18 protein-coding genes are annotated in these 18,245 nt (G+C 68.6%); 7 read left to right on the top strand and 11 right to left on the bottom strand.

Going from position 1 to position 18,245, the window contains the following annotated elements:
• Positions 1 to 126 precede the first annotated feature (126 nt).
• Positions 127 to 930 (top strand): helix-turn-helix transcriptional regulator, encoded by an 804-nt coding sequence (locus tag WT53_RS20865; RefSeq protein ID WP_034204891.1) that lies wholly within the window; start codon positions 127 to 129, stop codon positions 928 to 930.
• 43 nt (positions 931 to 973) lie between these two features.
• Here the strand turns inward: WT53_RS20865 and WT53_RS20870 are convergent, their stop codons facing one another.
• Positions 974 to 1,822 (bottom strand): dienelactone hydrolase family protein, encoded by an 849-nt coding sequence (locus WT53_RS20870; RefSeq protein ID WP_034204892.1) that lies wholly within the window; start codon positions 1,820 to 1,822, stop codon positions 974 to 976.
• 101 nt (positions 1,823 to 1,923) lie between these two features.
• Positions 1,924 to 2,301 carry a nuclear transport factor 2 family protein gene (locus WT53_RS20875; RefSeq protein WP_034206191.1) on the bottom strand — a complete coding sequence of 126 codons (378 nt, stop codon included), beginning with the start codon at positions 2,299 to 2,301 and terminating at the stop codon, positions 1,924 to 1,926.
• A gap of 417 nt (positions 2,302 to 2,718) precedes the next feature.
• On the opposite strand from WT53_RS20875, the gene WT53_RS20885 reads away from it, so the two are divergent.
• A complete protein-coding gene (locus WT53_RS20885; protein WP_027782957.1) occupies positions 2,719 to 3,093 on the top strand; it encodes a hypothetical protein in 375 nt (124 codons plus the stop codon).
• Between the two features lie 126 nt (positions 3,094 to 3,219).
• On the opposite strand, the gene WT53_RS20890 is transcribed toward WT53_RS20885, so the two are convergent.
• Both WT53_RS20890 and WT53_RS20895 read right to left on the bottom strand, forming a co-directional pair.
• On the bottom strand, positions 3,220 to 4,737 hold the full coding sequence (locus tag WT53_RS20890) for a CoA-acylating methylmalonate-semialdehyde dehydrogenase (RefSeq protein ID WP_034204894.1): 1,518 nt from the start codon (positions 4,735 to 4,737) through the stop codon (positions 3,220 to 3,222).
• 49 nt (positions 4,738 to 4,786) lie between these two features.
• Positions 4,787 to 6,142 carry an aspartate aminotransferase family protein gene (locus WT53_RS20895; RefSeq protein WP_034204895.1) on the bottom strand — a complete coding sequence of 452 codons (1,356 nt, stop codon included), beginning with the start codon at positions 6,140 to 6,142 and terminating at the stop codon, positions 4,787 to 4,789.
• Positions 6,143 to 6,247: 105 nt separating this feature from the next.
• On the opposite strand from WT53_RS20895, the gene WT53_RS20900 reads away from it, so the two are divergent.
• Positions 6,248 to 7,198, top strand: a complete 951-nt coding sequence (locus tag WT53_RS20900; protein WP_034206192.1) for a LysR family transcriptional regulator — start codon at positions 6,248 to 6,250, stop codon at positions 7,196 to 7,198.
• Between the two features lie 18 nt (positions 7,199 to 7,216).
• On the opposite strand, the gene WT53_RS20905 is transcribed toward WT53_RS20900, so the two are convergent.
• From WT53_RS20905 to WT53_RS20915, 3 genes are read right to left on the bottom strand one after another with little or no spacing between them, the layout of a single operon-like run.
• Positions 7,217 to 8,455, bottom strand: coding sequence for an MFS transporter (locus WT53_RS20905; protein ID WP_034204896.1), 1,239 nt, complete (start codon positions 8,453 to 8,455; stop codon positions 7,217 to 7,219).
• Positions 8,452 to 8,787: a hypothetical protein gene (locus tag WT53_RS20910; RefSeq protein WP_034204897.1), complete on the bottom strand. Its 336-nt coding sequence runs from the start codon at positions 8,785 to 8,787 to the stop codon at positions 8,452 to 8,454. Before WT53_RS20910 ends, WT53_RS20905 begins: the two co-directional genes overlap by 4 nt.
• 37 nt (positions 8,788 to 8,824) lie before the next feature.
• Positions 8,825 to 9,295 carry a MarR family winged helix-turn-helix transcriptional regulator gene (locus WT53_RS20915; protein WP_034206193.1) on the bottom strand — a complete coding sequence of 157 codons (471 nt, stop codon included), beginning with the start codon at positions 9,293 to 9,295 and terminating at the stop codon, positions 8,825 to 8,827.
• Between the two features lie 167 nt (positions 9,296 to 9,462).
• On the opposite strand from WT53_RS20915, the gene WT53_RS20920 reads away from it, so the two are divergent.
• Complete coding sequence (locus WT53_RS20920; RefSeq protein ID WP_034204898.1) at positions 9,463 to 9,954, top strand: 2,4'-dihydroxyacetophenone dioxygenase family protein; 492 nt, start codon at positions 9,463 to 9,465, stop codon at positions 9,952 to 9,954.
• A gap of 84 nt (positions 9,955 to 10,038) precedes the next feature.
• On the opposite strand, the gene WT53_RS20925 is transcribed toward WT53_RS20920, so the two are convergent.
• Both WT53_RS20925 and WT53_RS20930 read right to left on the bottom strand, forming a co-directional pair.
• A complete protein-coding gene (locus WT53_RS20925; protein WP_034204899.1) occupies positions 10,039 to 11,187 on the bottom strand; it encodes an epoxide hydrolase family protein in 1,149 nt (382 codons plus the stop codon).
• Positions 11,188 to 11,274: 87 nt separating this feature from the next.
• Positions 11,275 to 12,234 carry a GlxA family transcriptional regulator gene (locus tag WT53_RS20930; protein ID WP_034204900.1) on the bottom strand — a complete coding sequence of 320 codons (960 nt, stop codon included), beginning with the start codon at positions 12,232 to 12,234 and terminating at the stop codon, positions 11,275 to 11,277.
• Positions 12,235 to 12,366: 132 nt separating this feature from the next.
• Here WT53_RS20930 and WT53_RS20935 point away from each other — a divergent pair, with 132 nt between their 5' ends.
• Entirely contained in the window at positions 12,367 to 13,167 is an 801-nt protein-coding gene (locus WT53_RS20935; RefSeq protein WP_034206194.1) for an SDR family oxidoreductase, read from the top strand.
• A gap of 250 nt (positions 13,168 to 13,417) precedes the next feature.
• Here WT53_RS20935 and WT53_RS20940 read toward each other — a convergent pair whose 3' ends face one another.
• Complete coding sequence (locus tag WT53_RS20940) at positions 13,418 to 14,764, bottom strand: MFS transporter (RefSeq protein ID WP_034204901.1); 1,347 nt, start codon at positions 14,762 to 14,764, stop codon at positions 13,418 to 13,420.
• A 186-nt stretch (positions 14,765 to 14,950) separates the two neighbouring features.
• Positions 14,951 to 15,910 carry an MBL fold metallo-hydrolase gene (locus WT53_RS20945; RefSeq protein WP_034204902.1) on the bottom strand — a complete coding sequence of 320 codons (960 nt, stop codon included), beginning with the start codon at positions 15,908 to 15,910 and terminating at the stop codon, positions 14,951 to 14,953.
• A 177-nt stretch (positions 15,911 to 16,087) separates the two neighbouring features.
• Between WT53_RS20945 and WT53_RS20950 the strand changes: the two genes are divergently transcribed.
• Positions 16,088 to 17,737 carry an IclR family transcriptional regulator gene (locus WT53_RS20950; protein ID WP_034204903.1) on the top strand — a complete coding sequence of 550 codons (1,650 nt, stop codon included), beginning with the start codon at positions 16,088 to 16,090 and terminating at the stop codon, positions 17,735 to 17,737.
• Positions 17,738 to 17,962: 225 nt separating this feature from the next.
• Positions 17,963 to 18,106: a hypothetical protein gene (locus WT53_RS20955; RefSeq protein ID WP_230624783.1), complete on the top strand. Its 144-nt coding sequence runs from the start codon at positions 17,963 to 17,965 to the stop codon at positions 18,104 to 18,106.
• Positions 18,107 to 18,245 lie beyond the last annotated feature (139 nt).

Here is an 18,245-nt window from a genome sequence, read left to right on the forward strand (position 1 = left end):
TCCTGTCGCTCCTATCCTGCGTATTTTTGAACACCCATACTCGGGCCCGATTGATTGCGTGGCAGTCTAGGAAGCCAATTTCAGGACCGCTATTCCCCCTTCGTGTTACGCCCTTCCGGTGGTGGTATGGATCGTCTCTTTTCCGAAATCGCGATGCACCAGGCGCTTGGCCGCGCAATCGATCATCTCGGCCAGCCGCGCTTCTGGCGGTTCCTCGTGCTGCTGCTCAACGAAATGACGCCGTTCGACAACGCGCTCGCGACCGCGATCGGCCGCGACGGCGTGCCGCTCGTGCTCGACGAATACGACACGGGCGGCACCGACGCCGCTTCGCCGGTGCCGCTTTACCTGAATGGGTTATACCTGCTCGATCCGTTCCTGCAGGCCGCGCACGACGGGCTCGCCGACGGCTGCTACCGGCTCGAGGAAGTCGCACCCGACCTGTTCCGGCAGAGCGAGTATTTCCTGAGCTATTTCCGCGATGCGGTCGGCGACGACGAGATCCAGATTCTCGTGCGGCCGAACGCCGACACGCTGCTGTCGCTGTCGCTCGGCGCATCGACGCGCTTCGACGTCGAGCCGCTCGGCAAGCTGACGGCCGCGATGCCGTGGGTGATCGCGACGATCCGGCAGCATTGGCGGCTGGTGGGCGACGCCGCACGCGCGACGCCCGACGCGGGCCTCGGCGCGCGCGTCGAGCAGGCGCTCGCGCGCTTCGGCGCGGGCGTGCTGACCGATCGCGAGATGGCGATCGCACGCATGGTGCTGCGCGGCAATTCGTCGAAGGCGATCGCCGAGCGGCTCGCGATTTCGCCCGAAACGGTGAAGGTGCATCGGCGGCACCTTTACGCGAAGCTCGGGATCGCGTCGCAGCCGGAACTGTTTTCGCGGTTCATCCAGGCGTTGGGCGAGGACGACGCAGCCGGTTGAGCGGAACGCACGCCGGCACACGCCCTGCGTCGCCGCCGACGGCCTAGTGGCCGAGCAGCTTGGCGCCGACGAAATCGGCCACGCGCTGCTGTGCGTCCGCGCGTGCTGCCGGCTCCGTGCCCGTAATCGGCACGACGCCAGCGCGCGTCGTGAACGACGCGATCGCGTGCACCGGCATGTTCGGCCAGTCGAAATCGTGATACGCACCCGGATACGCGTGGAAAGTCGCGTCCGTGCCCGGCGCGACCGAATCGAACAGCGTCTTGCAGGCGGCGTACGGCGTCCACACGTCGGCCTCGCCGATCAGCACGAGCAGGGGCACGGGGCTCTGCCAGGCGGGCCCCTGCGCGTTCGTGTTGCAGCTGGCCGGATAGAACGCGACGGCCGCGCGGAAGTCGCCGTCCGGCAGCGATGCCGGCCGGGCCGGGCTGGACGCCCGGATCGCGTTCAGCACCGTGCCGCCGCCCTGCGACCAGCCGAGTACGCCGATCCGGTCGGGTTGCACGGTATCGAGCGTCTGCAGATACCGCAGCGCGCCATACGCGTCGAACGGCCGTGCCCGATAGATGTCGCCGACGAAATGCGCGGGCGCGCACATCTCGCCGTGACCGCGCGGCGTGAAGCTGTCGACTTCGAGCACGGTGACGCCAGCCGCGTTGAAGCGTTCGGCCCAGTCGCGATCGCGCGCGTAGAGCTTGCCGGACTTGGCGAACATCCCGCCGCAGCCGTGCAGAAACACGAGCGCCGGATGGCGGCCGGCGCCGGGCGCAGGAAACAGATAGCCGTCGAGCATCGTCGTCGAGCTGTCGGTCGACGGGAAGTGGACGACGGTCTGCGCACCGGCGATCGCGGAGGCACACCCCAGTAACATCGCCGTCAGCAACTTGCGCATCGGTCGCTCCTGCGTGGTCGGATGACACGACAACGGCAACGGGATGGCCGCGGTTGACACACCCCGGCGGGCGGCCCTTCGCGGGCGCCGCGCGACTGCGTTCACCTGCCCGATTCGATGAACCCGCCACCCGGCGCCGGATGCGGCACGTACCAGCCGAAATACACTTCGGCCTCGACGATCCGGCCATCGCGAATACGCAGCCGTTCGGCATTGCGAAACCGCCGTCCAACAGTCGTGACGGCTTCGTACACGACGAACACGTATTCGCCGTGCACGGCGACGTCGACGAATTCGAAACCGGCGAGCATCGCGCTGTTCGGCCAGCACCGTGCGAGATACGCATCGCGGTCGAGCCGGTTGTCGAGCGGGCTCGTGAAATGGAAATCCGGCGCGATCAGCGCTTCGATCGCGTCGCGGTCCTTGTCGACATACGCGCGATAGCTGGCGCGCGCAACATCGCCTGGGTCCTGAAGCATCGTCGTCACCTCCCGGAAGGCTCGGCGCGCGCCCGGCTCGCGCCGACGAAGATATTCCGGCGGAACGCGCGCGATGTCATCCACGCAAACCCGTATCGCGGTCGTTGCCCCCGCAACGCACGCGCGGCGCGGGCTCGGGGCTCGGGGACGGATGCCGAATACCCGGGCACATCGGCGATCGTCGCGCCGTTGCGCAACGCCTGCACGCCGCCGATATGCCCCCCGATCTTCTCGCAGCGCCGCCAAAAACCGCCTATCGTGAATAAGGCGCCCCGTTTGTCGCCATTCGCCCCCGGCATCGCTCGCGCGGACGGGCGGTCGGCGACGGCGCCGTGCTCCGGCACCATTCATCGCGATTCCGGCGCACGCTCGCCCGTGCGCGATCGCGGCCGCCCACCGGACCATCAGGAGGCACTCATGAAAGCCGCGCTGCTCGTCAGCTCCGCCCTGCTCGCCATTGCGTCAGCTTCGGCCACGGCCCAGGGATCCATCACGAAGGAAGAAAACGGCGCGCTCGTCGCCGCGAACGGGATGACCGTCTACACGTTCGACAAGGACAAGCCCAACGCCGGCACCAGCGCCTGCACGGGCCCATGCGAAACCCTCTGGCCGCCGTACAAGGCCAGCGCGACCGACGTGCCGGTCGGGCCCTACACGATCGTCAAGCGCGACGACGGCAGCCCGCAATGGGCGTACAAGGGCAAGCCGCTGTACTTCTTCTCGAAGGACATGAAACAGGGCGAGCGCAACGGCGACAACTTCAAGAACGTATGGCACGTGGTCGCGCCGTAAGCCTTCTTGCGCCGCGTTCCGCGCATATCGCCCGGACGTGAAAAAGCCCGCCCCGATCGTCGATCGAGGCGGGCCTCGGCGGCCTCGCACGCCGCACCGGCTGCATGCAACCGGGCGCGCGTCGCGTCAGCGATTCGACGGGAAGCTGAACACCGTCCCTTCGCGCACGCCGGCCGACGGCCAGCGCTGCGTGATCGTCTTGCGCTTCGTGTAGAACCGCACGGCATCGGGGCCGTACGCATGCAGGTCGCCGAACAGCGAACGCTTCCAGCCGCCGAACGAGTGGTACGCGACCGGCACCGGCAGCGGCACGTTGATGCCGACCATGCCGATCTGGATGTTGTCGCTGAAGTAGCGCGCCGCTTCGCCGTCGCGCGTGAACAGGCACGTGCCGTTGCCGTATTCGTGCGCGTCGATCAGCGCCATGGCCTCGTCGAGCGACTTCAGCCGGATCACGCCGAGCACCGGCCCGAAGATCTCGTGCTGGTAGATCGGCATGCCGGGCTTCACGTCGTCGAACAGGCACGGGCCGAGGTAGTAGCCGCCGTCATGGCCGTCGACCTTCACGCCGCGACCGTCGACGACGAGCGTCGCGCCCGCCGCCACGCCCGCTTCGACGAAGCCCGTCACCTTCTCGAAATGCTGCTGCGTGACGAGCGGCCCCATGTCGACGCCCGCGCCGTTGCCCGGCCCGACCTTCATCTTCTCGATCTCGGCCTTCAGCCCCGCGACGACCTGGTCGCCCGTTTCGTCGCCGATCGCGACGACCAGCGGAATCGCCATGCAGCGCTCGCCGCACGAGCCGTACGCGGCGCCCATCAGCGCGTTTACCGCGTTGCCGATGTCGGCATCCGGCATCACGACCGCGAAATTCTTCGCGCCGCCGAGCGCCTGCACGCGCTTGCCGTGCGCGCAACCGGTCGAATAGATGTATTCGGCGATCGGCGTCGAGCCGACGAAGCTCACGGCCTTCACGCGCGGATCGGCCAGGATCGTGTCGACCGCTTCCTTGTCGCCGTTCACGACGTTCAGCACGCCCGGCGGCAGGCCGGCTTCGAGCGCGAGTTCGGCCATGCGCAGCGTCGACGACGGCGTACGCTCGGACGGCTTCAGCACGAACGTGTTGCCGCACGCGACGGCCATCGGCCACATCCACAGCGGCACCATCACCGGGAAGTTGAACGGCGTGATGCCGGCCGCGACGCCGAGCGCCTGGAACTCGCTCCACGAATCGATCGCGGGGCCGACGTTCTTGCTATGCTCGCCCTTCAGCAGTTCGGGCACGTAGGTCGCGTATTCGACGTTCTCGATCCCGCGCTGCAGCTCGCCCATCGCGTCGGCGAGCACCTTGCCGTGCTCGGCCGTGATCAGCGCGCAGAGTTCTTCCGCGTGCTCCTCGAGCAGCGTCTTGAAGCGGCTCATCACGCGGGCGCGCTTCAGCGGCGGCGTGTTGCGCCATGCCGGGAACGCGGCCTGCGCGGACGCGATCGCGGCTTCGACGGTCAGCTTGTCGGCGAGCGCGACGCTCTTGTGCGATTCGCCGGTCGCCGGGTCGAACACCGGCTGGACGCGGCTGCCGCCGTCGACGCGCTTGCCGTCGATCAGGTGGCCGACGGTGGAGGTCACATTGCTGTCGTGTTTCATCGTTCAGGCTCTTTCGTGAATTCGGTTGTCGCTTGGAACGCGCGCGAGCTCAGTCCACTTCGTTCAGTGCGTCGGACAGCGCGTTGACCAGGTTGTCGATCTCGCGCTTCTCGGCGATGAACGGCGGCGCGAGCTGGATCGTGTCGCCGCCGTAGCGCACGTAGAAGCCCTTCGCCCAGCAGCGCATCGCGATCTCGTACGGACGCCGCGCCGGCTCGCCCGGCAGCGCGGCGATCGTCAGGCCGGCGGCCAGCCCGTAGTTGCGGATGTCCGCGACGTGGCGCTGCCCCTTCAGCCCGTGCACGGCCGCCTCGAAATGTGGCGCGAGATCGCGCACGCGCGCCACCGCGTCTTCCTTCACCAGCAGGTCGAGCGCCGCGACGCCGGCCGCGCAGGCGACCGGATGCGCCGAATACGTGTAGCCGTGCGGGAACTCGAGCATGTACTCGGGGCCGCCCGCGGCCATGAACGTGTCGTAGATCTCCTTCGTCGCGATCACGCCGCCGAGCGGCTGCACGCCGTTCGTCACCTGCTTCGCGAAATTCATGATGTCCGGCACCACGCCGAATGCGTCGGCGCCCGTCATCGCGCCGGCGCGGCCGAAGCCCGTGATGACCTCGTCGAAGATCAGCAGGATGTCGTGCGCGGTACAGATCTCGCGCAGGCGCTTCAGATAGCCCTTCGGCGGCACGACCACGCCCGCCGAACCCGAGAACGGCTCGACGATCACGGCCGCGATGTTCGATGCGTCGTGCAGCGCGATCAGCTCGAGCAGTCGGTCGGCCAGCTCGGCGCCGTGTTCGGGCATGCCGCGCGAGAACTTGTTCTCGGCCAGTTGCGTGTGCGGCAGGAAATCGGCGTCGATGCCCTGACCGAACAGCTTGCGGTTCGGCCCGATCCCGCCGACCGAGATGCCGCCGAAATTCACGCCGTGGTAACCCTTCTCGCGGCCGATCAGGCGTGTTTTCGTGCCCTTGCCCTTCGCGCGCCAGTACGCGCGGGCCAGCTTCAGCGACGTGTCGGCCGCTTCCGAGCCCGAGCCCGTGAAGAACACGTAGTCGAGGCCGGCCGGCGTCAGTTCCTTGATCTTGTTGGCGAGCTCGAACGATTTCGGATGGCCGAACTGGAACGCCGGCGCGTAGTCGAGCTGCGCGACCTGACGGCTCACGGCCTCGACGATTTCCGTGCGGCCGTGACCGAGGCCCGTGCACCAGAGCCCCGACAGGCCGTCGAAGATCTTGCGGCCTTCGCCGTCGGTGTAATACGCGCCCTTGCCGGACACGATCATGCGCGGATCGGCCTTGAACTGGCGGTTGGCCGTGAACGGCATCCAGTGTGCATCGAGCCACGCGGCGTCGGTGCGGAGGTTCGTGTCGTCGTGCTGGGCAGTGGTGATGTCGGTCATGTCGGTCGGCGCGGCGCGCCCCTCCTCCTCGTGATGATGTTGCACATTGTCGGGACGACAATTAGTCTTTTGAATATCGCAATATCAATGTTCACTTGCTCGATCATGCAAGCAAAGAAACCGAAGAGCCGCGCGCTGCTCGGGCAGCTCAGCGACATGGATCTGCGCCTGCTGCGGGTCTTCAAGGGCGTCGTGCAGTGCGGCGGGATGGCGGCCGCCGAACTGGAACTGAATATCGGCATCTCGACGATCAGCCGGCACGTGAAGGATCTGGAAACGCGGCTCGGCCTCGTGCTGTGCCGGCGCGGCCGCGCGGGCTTCACGCTGACGCCCGAGGGCCAGACGGTGTACGAGGAGACGCTGCGGCTGCTTGCTTCGATGGAGGCATTTCGCAGCAGGATCGACGGCATTCACGACAAGATGGGCGGAGAACTCCACATCGCGGTGTTCGACAAGACGGCCACCAACGCGAATGCCCGGCTCGGCGACGCGATCCGCCAGTTCGCCGACGAAGCGCCCGACGTCGCGCTGAACCTGCACGTCGCGTCGATCAACGAAGTCGAGCGCGGGGTCATCGACGGCAGTTACCAGGTCGGGATCATTCCCGTGCACCGCAACTCGGGCAGCCTCGTCTATTCGGCGCTGTTCGACGAACGGATGCTGCTGTACTGCGGCCGCCAGCATCCGCTCTTCGACGCGCCCCACGGCAAGCTCACGTGGACGACGATCCGCAACCATGCGTTCGCCGGGCTCGGCTTCCATTCGCCGAACATGGAGCTGAGCCATCGCGCGAAGCTCACGCGCAGCGCGACCGCATCCGACCAGGAATCGATCGCGACGCTGATCCTGTCCGGCCGCTATCTCGGCTTCCTGCCCGATCACTACGCGGAGAGTTTCGAAAGCAAGGGGCTGATGCAGCCGATCGCGCCGCACCGGTTCAATTACCGGTGCCGGTTCGTGAGCTTGCTGCGACGCTCGCCGCAGCCGTCGCGGGCCGCGCTGCTGTTCCAGTCGTGCCTCGACGCCGCGCATGCGGCAACGCGGCCGGCGGCATAGCGGCGGCGTTCGGTTCGATCAGGCCGCGCCGTCGCCCGCGCGCGGCGCCCGCTTGCGTGCGACGAAATGGGTCGCGACGAGCGCCGCCGCAAAACCGGACGCCGCACCGACCCCGAGCGCCCAGCGCGGGCCGAGATGGTTCGCGACCCAGCCGGCCACCGGCGCGCCGATCGGCGTGCCGCCGAGCGCGACCGCGAGGCGCAGCGCCATCACGCGGCCGCGCATCGCCGGCTCGGTGGACAACTGCATCAGGCTATTGGTCGAATTCATGAAGGTGATCGCGGCGATCCCGGTCAGCACCAGCGCGGCGGCGAATGACCAGTAACCGGGCGCCAGCGCGGCGAACGTGCAGCCGAGCCCGAACAGCGCCGCGCCGATCCACAAATGGCGGAACCGCGGCTGCTCGCGGCGCGCGGCGAGCAGCGCGCCCGAAATCGTGCCGACCGCCATCATCGACGACAGGAAACCGAACCCGCGCGCATCGACGTGGAACACGCTCGCGGCCATCGTCGAAATGAACAGCTGGAAATTGAGCCCGAACGTGCCGATCAGGAACAGCATCGCGAGAATCGCCGTCAGGTCCGGCCGGCCCCACACGTAGCGGAACCCGTCGAGCAGGCTGCTGCGCGAGCGATTTGCCCGCACGTTCGCGCGCAGCTCGTCTTCCCGAAGCCGCGACAGCGACGCCAGTACCGCGAAGAAACTGAGCCCGTTCGCGAGAAACGCCCAGCCGGTGCCGACCGATGCGATCAGGAAGCCCGCCGCCGCCGGACCGACCATCCGCGCGGCGTTGAACGACGTCGAATTGAGCGCGACCGCGTTCGCGAGCTCGCGGTCGCCGACCAGTTCGGCGACGAAGGTCTGCCGCACCGGCGCGTCGAACGCCGATGCGCAGCCGAACAGGAACGCGAACACGTACACGTGCTCGAGCCGCACCGCGCCGGTGACCGTCAGCACGCCGAGCACGAGCGCCAGCGCGCCCATCAGCGCCTGCGTCGCCATCAGCAGCTTGCGCTGGTCGTAGCGGTCGGCCGCGTAGCCGGTCCACGGCAACAGCAGCAGTTGCGGCCCGAACTGCAGCGCCATCACCGTGCCGACCGCCGACGCGTCGTGATGCGTGAGCTGCGTGAGGACGAGCCAGTCCTGCGCGGTACGCTGGATCCACGTGCCGATGTTCGACACCAGCGAGCCGATCGCCCACACCCGATAGTTGAAGCTGCGAAGCGAGCGGAACACGCCCGCGGCCGGCACGCTCATCGCCGCTCCCGGGCAGGCGCGTTGCCGCCGTGCAATGCGCCGAAGTGCCGCGCGAGAAACAGGCCGAGCAGCAGGATGCCGAGCCCGAACGCCGCCGCGTCGGCCGTGACCTTCAGGTCGAAATCGCCGACCCGGCACACCAGCACATAAGCAATCGCGAGATTCGCGACGCCCCACACCACGTTCACGGTGGACGACGACAGCCCGCGCCCGGGCGGATGCGCGAACGGCGTCTGGAACGGCTCGCCGCGCAGCCCGCTGACGAGATGCGGCACGGCGTTCGCGAGAAACGCGCCGCCGAAGAAGTACGACACGAGATGCAGAAGGTTCATGTACGGGCCATCCTTTCGGCGAGCGGGTCGATACGGTTTACGGACGCGCCGGGTCCTCGAATTCGGCGAGCCGCTGCAACAGCTTCACGGCCGCCGCCAGCTCGGCCTGTTCCGCCGCCGACAGTTGCGCGTGCAGCGCGCGAAACAGCCAGTCGTCCTTGGCCGCGCGGTTCGCTTGCAGCACCTTGCGGAAACCGGGCGTGAGCGCGATCAGCGTCTGCCGGCCATCGCCGGGGTCGGGCGCGCCGGCGACCGCGCCGAGCGCCTCGAGCGTCGCGACCGTCACGCGCATCGACTGCGGGCGCACGCTTTCGGCACGCGCGAGCGCCGACACGGTCGCCGGGCCGTCGCGATCGAGCCGCAGCAACACCGATTTCTGCGAGGACGTGAGGTCGTTCGGATGGGTCTGCTCGCGCATCCGCCGCATCAGTTTGCCGACCGAGATGCGGAGTTCGCCGGCGAGACCGGCCAGCGGGAGCGTGTCGGGAGGGGACGATGGCGGGTTCATGAATTCAAGATAGCACATCGACAGCTAAACTGTACAGTTTGACTGTCTATTTCGGCGCATAAGGATCGGCCCGTCGCGCACGGGTTCGGCACGAGGCCGTCCCCGCTCGGCCGCGCGATCCGGCTCTGCGATAATGCGGGCTTCCCGTTTTCGCGCCGCCTTCCGCCATGACGCAGCCGTCCGCCTCGCTCTCCACCGACCTGCCGCCGATCTCGTGCCTGCCCGGCGATGCGCTGCCGTGGCTGCCGATGAGCGCCGACCTGCCGGGGCTCGCGATCAAGTACCTGCACATCAATGCGGCCGAGGACACGCTGACCGCGCTGCTGAAGATGCCGGCCGGCGGCACGCTGCCGCGCCACCGTCACGACGGCGAGGTGTTCGTCCATACGTTGCAGGGTGCGTGGCGCTACCGCGAATACGACTGGGTCGCGCACGCCGGCTCGACGGTGCTCGAACCGGCCGGCTCGGTGCACACGCCTGAAACGCTCGGCGCGCCGGGCGAGGACGTGATCACGCTGAACGTGATGCGCGGCGATCTCGTGCTGCTCAACGACGACGGCCGCGAAACGGCGCGCGAGAATTGCCGCGTCGCGCTGCTGCGCCAGCGCAAGCATGCGCGTACGGCGCCGGATGCCGCCACGGCGTTCGTGACGCGGTAAGGCAGGCGGCGCGATCCGCATCGGCCGCCCCCGTCCCGCGTGAGCGGGGTCCGGTACAGGTTTGCCCCCGCCGGCTCGCCCCCGTCACCGGAAGCGCCTGAAAAACCGCCGAATATCGTCGGCCAGCAAGTCCGGCTCCTCCATCGCCGCGAAATGGCCGCCGCTCGGCATGTCGGTCCACTGCACGACGTCGAATACGCGTTCGAGCCAGCTGCGCGGCGGCCGGCTGATCTCCTTCGGAAAGCGCGCGAACGCGACCGGCACCGCCACGCGCTGCCCGGCCGCGAAGCGCATCGGCTGCAGCCGATTCTCCCAATACATCTGCATCGACGAGCCGATGCAGCCGGTGAACCAGTAGAGCGATATGCCGGTCAGCAGCGTGTCGTGCGAGAAACGGCGCGCGACGTCGCCGTCGCAATCGCTCCACGCACGGAATTTCTCGGCGATCCACGCGGCCAGCCCGAGCGGCGAATCGTTGAGCGCGACCGCCAGCGTCTGCGGCTTCGTCATGTGGACGTGCGCGTATCCGCCTTCGAGCGCCGCCCAATCGCCGCGCTGCTTCAGGAACGCCTGCTCGTCGTCGGTCGGCGGCCGCGCCGCATCGATCGGCGGGTCGTAGTTGCCCGGCAGGTAGTTCAGATGGATGCCGTCGACCACGCCCTCGTGCCGCGCGCCGAGCGCGATCGACACGCCTGCGCCCAGATCGCCGCCCTGCGCGCCGAACCGGCGGTAACCGAGGCCGGCCATCAACTCCGCCCAGCAGTCGGCGACCTGAAGCGCCGACGTGCCGGGCGCCGCCGGTGCGGGAGAGAACAGGAAGCCGGGCAGCGACGGCGCGACGATGTCGAACGCGTCGTCCGGATCGCCGCCGAACGCGGCCGGATCGCACAGGCGGTCGATCAGCGCATGGAATTCGAATGCGGAACCCGGCCAGCCGTGCGTGACGACGAGCGGATAGGGTTTCGGCCCCGTACCGCGCCGATGCACGAAATGCACGCGCCGCCCGCCGACGTCCGCGACGAACTGCGGCAGCCGGTTCAGCGCGCGCTCCGCCGCGCGCCAATCGAAGCCGTCGGCCCAGTACGCGGCCAATTCGCGCAGCCACGCGCCGTCGACGCCCTGCTGCCACGGCTCGGCGGGCGTCAGGTTCGGCGGGCGGGTGTCGCGCACGCGCCGACGCAAATCGTCGAGCGCGTGCTCGGGGATCGCAATGTCGAACGGTTCCGTGTGCATGGTGTCTCCTTCGCGACGAACGTCGATGGAGATTCTGCGCGATTTTGCCGGCACGCGTCGGACGGCGCCTGCTGCCCCGCCGGCTCGTCAGCCCGCTGCCGGCGCGTCCGCCCGCGCATCGCGCCGCAACGCCTGCGGCGGCACGCCGAACCCGCGCACGAACGCGTCGCGCATGTGCCGGCGATCGCGAAAACCGTTTTCCTTCGCGATCACATCGAGCGGATGACGGCTCTGTTCGATCATCAGCCGCGCCGATTCGAGCCGCAGCCGCTCGATCGCCTTCGCGGGCGACTGCCCGGTTTCGAGCGTAAACACGCGGCTGAACTGGCGCGGGCTCAGGTGGACGGCCTCGGCCAGCGTCTCGACGGTCAGCGCGCGGCCGAGATTGCGGCGCGCGTAGTCGAGCGCGTTCTGGATCCGGTCGGATTTCGGCGCGAGATCGAGCATTTCCGAATGCTGCGACTGGCCGCCGGCCCGGCGTTGATGCATCACCAGCTTGTGCGCGACCGAGCGCGCGGCGTCGGCGCCGAGGTCCTTTTCCACCATCGCGAGCGCGAGATCGAGCCCGGCCGTCATCCCGGCCGACGTCCAGATCGGGCCGTCGACGATGAAGATCCGGTCGTCCTCGACGCGAATCTCCGGGTAGTGCCGCTGCATGTCGCGGCCGAACGCCCAGTGCGTGGTCGCGCGACGCTGCGCGAGCAGCCCGGCTTCCGCCAGCACGAATGCGCCCGTGCAGATGCCGGCAATCCGCCGCGCATGCGCGTTCGCGCGGCGCAGGTAAGCGACGACGCCGAGCGGCGCCGGCGCGGCGAGCGGGTCGTTCACGCCCGCGACGATCCACGTATCGACGCCGAGCCGGCCGCGCAGCGCACGCGTGGCGACCGGCAGCCCGAGCGACGAGCGGACGTCGCCGCCGTCGACCGAGTAGTTGGCCATCGCATAGAACGGCGTGTCCAGCCCCATGTTCGCGTACTCGAACACCGACTGCGCGGCGAGCGCCATGATCTGAAAGCCGTCGCTGATCAAGAAGCCGATTCGGTGCATGTGCGTTCTCCGGTCGCGTGCCGATGGGCCCGATGTCCGGAATCATACCTATCTACGTCATTTGTGTCGCAACGCTTCGAGGCCAGAATGCATTCACGCCATCCGGCCATCCTCAGCGAAACGGAGTACATCATGACGCAAGCACATCGCGGTACCGCCCTCATTACCGGCGCATCGTCGGGCATCGGCGCCGTCTACGCGGATCGCCTCGCGCGCCGCGGCTACGACCTGATCCTGGTCGCGCGCAACCGCGACCGGCTCGGCGCCCTCGCCGACCGCATCACGAACGACACGCAGCGCAGCATCGAGATCGTCGACGCGGATCTCAACGACCGCACGGCGCTCGCCGCTGTCGAAGCGAAGCTGAAACAGGACGCGAGCATCACGCTGCTCGTGAACAACGCCGGCATCGGCACGCATGCGCCGTTGCTCGACAGCGACGTCGACGCGATGACGCGGATGATCGAGCTGAACGTGACCGCGCTCACGCGCCTGACCTATGCGGCCGTGCCCGGTTTCGTCGCACGCGGCCACGGCGCGGTGATCAACATTTCGTCGATCGTCGCGATCTCGCCGGAAACGCTGAACGGCGTGTACGGCGGCAGCAAGGCGTTCGTGCTCGCATTCAGCCAGTCGCTGCATCACGAGCTCGCCGGCCAGGGCGTGCAGGTACAGGCCGTGCTGCCCGGCGCGACGGCCACCGATTTCTGGCAGACGGGCGGCCTGCCGCTCGAGCACCTGCCCAAAGAGATCGTGATGAAGGCGACGGACCTGGTCGATGCGGCGCTGGTCGGGTTCGATCGCGGCGAACTCGTGACGATTCCGTCGCTGCATGCGGGCGACGAATGGGAGGCGTACGAGGCTGCACGCCGCACGATGGCGCCGCATTTGTCGGCGGATACGCCCGCGCCGCGCTACGCGCCGGCTCGCTGAGCGCACGCCGGACCGCCGGCGGCTCGTACTGTTGCCGCGGTCCGGGATCGACACGATATGGCAGATGAGGAACGGCACGATCCGCGCGCCGATGCGGCGCTACAACGCGTCGCCGGTCGCGCCGTCGCGTCGCGCGCGGCGTGAGCTTGCAGACGGGCTTACCTCGCTCGTCTCCTCGACGGATTCCGGTGCAGACGGGGGATGAACGCCGATCGCCGCCGCCCGCGGGCGACGACCGGCCCTTGCCCGTTCAGCCGCGCCGCGGGCCTTCGCCCTTCACGCCGACCGTCAGCGCCACGCCGCTCGCGACCAGCAGCGCGGCGAGCAGATACACGGCCAGATCCATGCTGCCCGTGCGCGTGCGGATCATCCCGATCACCCACGGGCTGACGATGCCGCTCGTGATCCCGATGCTGCTGATCAGCGCGATCCCTGCCGCGGCCGCGTTGCCGGACAGGTAGCGGGTCGGCACGGCCCAGAAGATCGGCAGCGCGGCGAAGATCAGCGTCGCCGCGATCGACAGGCAGACGAGCATCGCCGCGAAGCTGGGCAGGTGCAGCGTCAGCGCAGCGAGCGCGAGCCCGCCGCCGATCGTGCAGCACGCGAAGTGCTTGCGGCGCTCGCCGGTGCGATCCGAGCGGCGCGCGATCAGGATCAGCCCGACCGCCCCCACCGCGTTCGGCACGACCGTATAGAGGCTCACGGCGACGACGTCGGTCACGCCGAAGTCGCGGATCATCAGCGGCATCCAGAAGTTCAGCGTCAGCGACGCGCAAGTCAGCGAGAAATAGACGAACGCGAACAGGTACACGCGCGGGTTCGCGAGCGCGGCCATCACGCTGCGCCCGTCGTGCGCGCCGCCGTGTGCGCGGCCTTCGGCGCACAGCGCGGCGACGCGCGCCTTTTCGTCGGACGTGAGCCACGTGGCGTCCCGAGGCCGGTCGACGAGGCACGTGAACGCGGCGAATGCGAGCAGGATCGCCGGCGCGCCCTCGATCGCGAACATCCACTGCCAGCCGTGCAGCCCGAGCACGCCGCTCATGTCGCGCATGATCCAGCCGGACAGCAACCCGCCGAGCACGCCGGCCACCGCGACGCCCGCGAAGAACACGGAGATCGCCGCCGCACGCCGGTTCGCGGGAAACCAGTAGGTCAGGTACAGCACGATGCCGGGGAAGAAGCCGGCCTCGAACACGCCGAGCAGGAAGCGCAGCACGTAGAAATGCGCCGGCTGCGACACGAACATCATGCCGGTCGACGCGATGCCCCACAGCAGCATGATCCGCGTGAACGTTCGGCGCGCGCCGAACCGCGCGAGCAGCATGTTGCTCGGCACTTCGCAGCACACGTAGCCGACGTAGAACACCGCGGCGCCGAGCCCGTACATCGCGTCGCTGAAGCCGAGATCGTGCTTCATCTGCAACTGCGCGAAGCCGATGTTGATGCGGTCGAGAAACGACACGACGTAGCAGAGGAACAGGAACGGGACGATCCGCCACGCGATCTTGCGGAACAGCAGCGCATCGTTCGATGCGGAAGTCGGCGCCGAAGCGCTCGCGTGCGCGAGCGTCGCTTCGGCGGGAAGCGATTGGGGCATGTCTCTCTCCAAACGGGCCGCGCGCCGTCGAGCGCGCAGCAGTCTCCGAGGGCGTGCATGCGCCCTGCTTTCTTGCGAGACCGGATACGGTTGCCGGCACCGCGGCGCGATGCCGCCGCGAATGCCGCCACCCTCAGAAAAACGGCGATGCGGTCATGTGAACGCCGCCCCGCCGCCGTGCGCCGTTCAGTCCTGCAGCGCGGCCCACATTTCCTTGTCGCGCTGCGCGGTCCAGATGCGCGGATGCGTGATGCCGCTCGCTTCGTCGAACGCGCGCGACACGTCGAACGGCAAACAGTGCTCGTAGATGAACACGTGGCCGAATTTCGGATCCATCGCTTCGCGCGTGAGCGCCATCGCCGCCTTCAGGTCGAGATTGCGCTCGACCGCCTTGCGGCCCTGCGCGAGCAGCGTCGTGACGAAATCCTTCGTGTAGTCGAGGCCCTTGTCGACCTCGGCCGGATTCAGCAGCGCGGGGCCGCGGCCCGGCACGAGCTTCTCGGCGCCGAGCGCGCGCAGCGCCTCGAGCGTGGCCGGCCACTGTTCGAGCTGGGCGTCGCCGCAATAGCACGCGGCGTCGTATTCGACGAGGTCGCCCGAGAACAGCACCTTCTGCGACGGCAGCCACACGATCGTGTCGCCCTTCGTGTGGCCCGAGCCGACGTGCATGATCTTCACTTCGAGCTTGCCGAGGAACAGCGTGATCTCGCGCTCGAACACGAGCGTCGGCCAGGTCAGGCCCGGCACCGTCTCGACGCCGGCGAACAGGCGCGGAAAGCGCTCGATCTCCGACTTCATGTCGGCCTCGCCGCGCTCGACGATCATCTCGTACGTGCCGCGGCTCGCGATCACGTGCTGCGCGCCTTCGTCGAAGTACGCGGACGCGCCGAGCACGCGCACCGCGTGGTAGTGCGACAGCACCACGTGCTTGATCGGCTTGTCGGTCACGCTGCGGATCTTCGCGATCAGGTCCTGCGCCATCGCGGGCGTCGCGGTCGTATCGACGATCAGCACGCTGTCGTCGCCGACGATCACGCCCGAATTCGGGTCGCCTTCGGCCGTGTACGCGTATGCGTTCTCGGACAATTGCGTCCAGGTGACTTTCTTCTCTTCCAGATCGGCTTGGGAGGCAAATGCTTTGGCCATTGTGCGTTCCGTGGCTTCGAGCCATGTGTTGAGGGGAATGAGCGGATCATCTGCCCGCATCGAATATTTGTCAATGACAAACACACTTGTTATTGTCTAATGCGGGTAAACCTGCGGGCTGGCGCGGGAAATGGCGTCGGATACCATGCGGGGTTTCGTCAACGGAAGAATCATCGCGTGCAGAACCACGAAGTCAGCGCGGACGATGCGCCGCTCAAGGCGCAGCGCGGTATCCAGAGTGTCGAGGTCGGCGGCCGGCTGCTCGACGCGCTCGCGCGCCGGCGCAAGCCGCTCGGGCTGTCGGAGCTGGCCGCGGCCGCCGATCTTTCCACCGCGCAGGCGCACACCTATCTCGTGAGCCTGACGCGGCTCGCGCTCGTCAAGCGCGATGCGATCACCGGCAACTACGAACCCGGCCCGCTGTCGCTGCGGCTCGGGCTGATGTCGATCGAGCGCCAGCCGGCCTACCGCGCGACGCTGCCGCACGCGGCGCGGCTCGCGGAAACGGTCGGCCTGAGCGTCGCGCTGTCGGTGCCGGGCGTGCTCGGCCCGACGATCGTGCGCATCGAGCGCGGCGGCTATCCGCTGCACATGAACCTGCACGTCGGTTCGGTGATGTCGCTCGACACGACGGCGACCGGCCGGGTGTTCCGCGCGTTCGGCGACGCCGCGCAACTCGACGCGATGGCGGCCAGCCAAGCCGGCGCGGGCGGCACGCTCGCCGGCGCCGACAGCGCGTCGGGCGCGCCCGACGGCGATACGCAACAGGTCGAACTCGACACGATTCGCCTGCGCGGCATCGAACGCAGCATCGACCGGCCGAGCCCGGGCGTCAGCGGGATGTGCGTGCCCGTTTTCGATACGCACGGACGCCTGCAACTCGCGTTGACGGTGATCGGTTCGACGGGATCGATCGATGTCGACTGGGACGGCCCGATCGCGGCGGCCTTGCGCGACGCGGCGCGGCAAGCCACCGCGTCGCTCGGCGCCGCGCGTGCGGAACCGGCGCCCGCGCCGGCGCCGGGCGCCGCGCGCGTCCCGCCCGCGCTGGCCGACGACGCGAAAGCCCAGCGCGGAATCCATGCGCTCGACAGCACCGGCGAGCTGCTGCTCGCGCTGGTGTCGGCAGGTCGCGCGCTGCCGCTGCGCGATCTCGCGACGGCGGCCGGCATGCCGGCCGCGAAGGCATTTCCGCATCTCGTCAGCCTGCAGAAGATCGGCCTGCTGAGCCGCGACGACGCCGGCTGCTTCGACGGCGGCCCGCTCGCGCAGGCGCTCGGCCTGATCGCGATGCAGCGCGTGTCGCCGACGCGCGACGCGGAAGCCGAGATCGTCGCGCTCGCCGGCGCGACCGACATGAGCGTGGCCGCCGCGACGCTCGGGCCGCTCGGGCCGACCGTGATCCGGCTCGAGGAATCGGCGCGGCCGCAGCACGTGAGCCTGCAGGTCGGCACCGTGATGTCGCTCGTCAATACGGCGATCGGCCGGATTTTCGCGTCCGGCATGTCCGACGACGTGCTGGCCGACCTGCTCGCCAACGAACCCGTGCGCCTCGCCGGCGCGCCCGCCGCACCGGACGACGCGGCCTTCCGCGCCCGGCTCGCGGCGATCCGCGCGGACGAACTCGATTTCGCGTTCGACGCGCCGGTGCCGGGCATCGGAACGATTGCCGCACCGGTGTTCGATCACACCGGCAGCATCCGGCTCGTGATCGCGATCATCGGCTCGTCGCGCGGCTTTCCGCGCGGGCCGGACAGCGAGCTGGCGCAGACGCTGCGGGCCGCGACGCGGCGATTGTCGTGGCGCTTCGGATGGATCGGCCGGTAATCGCGCCCGTTCCGTACGCTCGAATTCCTTTTTCCTCCACGTGCATCCTTGCCGGCACGGCCGCGTCGCGGCTGTCCGGCACGCCTGCGCCGCCGACGTTCATGTTGCGTAGCAGCAACAGGAATTGTCAGTAATTCTCATATAACGAAATCGCATTTCACAAGGCGGCAGCCCTTCGCTATGATTAGGGTTATCCCTAACTCGCCACCTACATGGGGCTTCGTCATGCAAACGTCTAATGTCTCCGATCGTTCCACCCAATCCGCTGGCTGGCTCGCACGCGTGGGCGAGCTGTTGGCAGAAGCCTGGGCACTGCATCTCGCGAACTGCGAAGTCATCGCCGAAGCACACGCGCGCCTGCCGCGCTGAGCCGACTGCCGGCCGCTTGATGCGCTTGCGGTGACGCACGCCGACAGCGGCCGTTGCGCCGGGCAACCGGCGGTCGCGCCGGTCAGCTGGCAAGCGGCCGGGCTCGTCCCGGCCGAATACGCTCGCCGTGCGGCGAGCG

The sequence above is a fragment of the Burkholderia sp. MSMB2157WGS genome, assembly GCF_001532755.1.
Classification (GTDB): domain Bacteria; phylum Pseudomonadota; class Gammaproteobacteria; order Burkholderiales; family Burkholderiaceae; genus Burkholderia.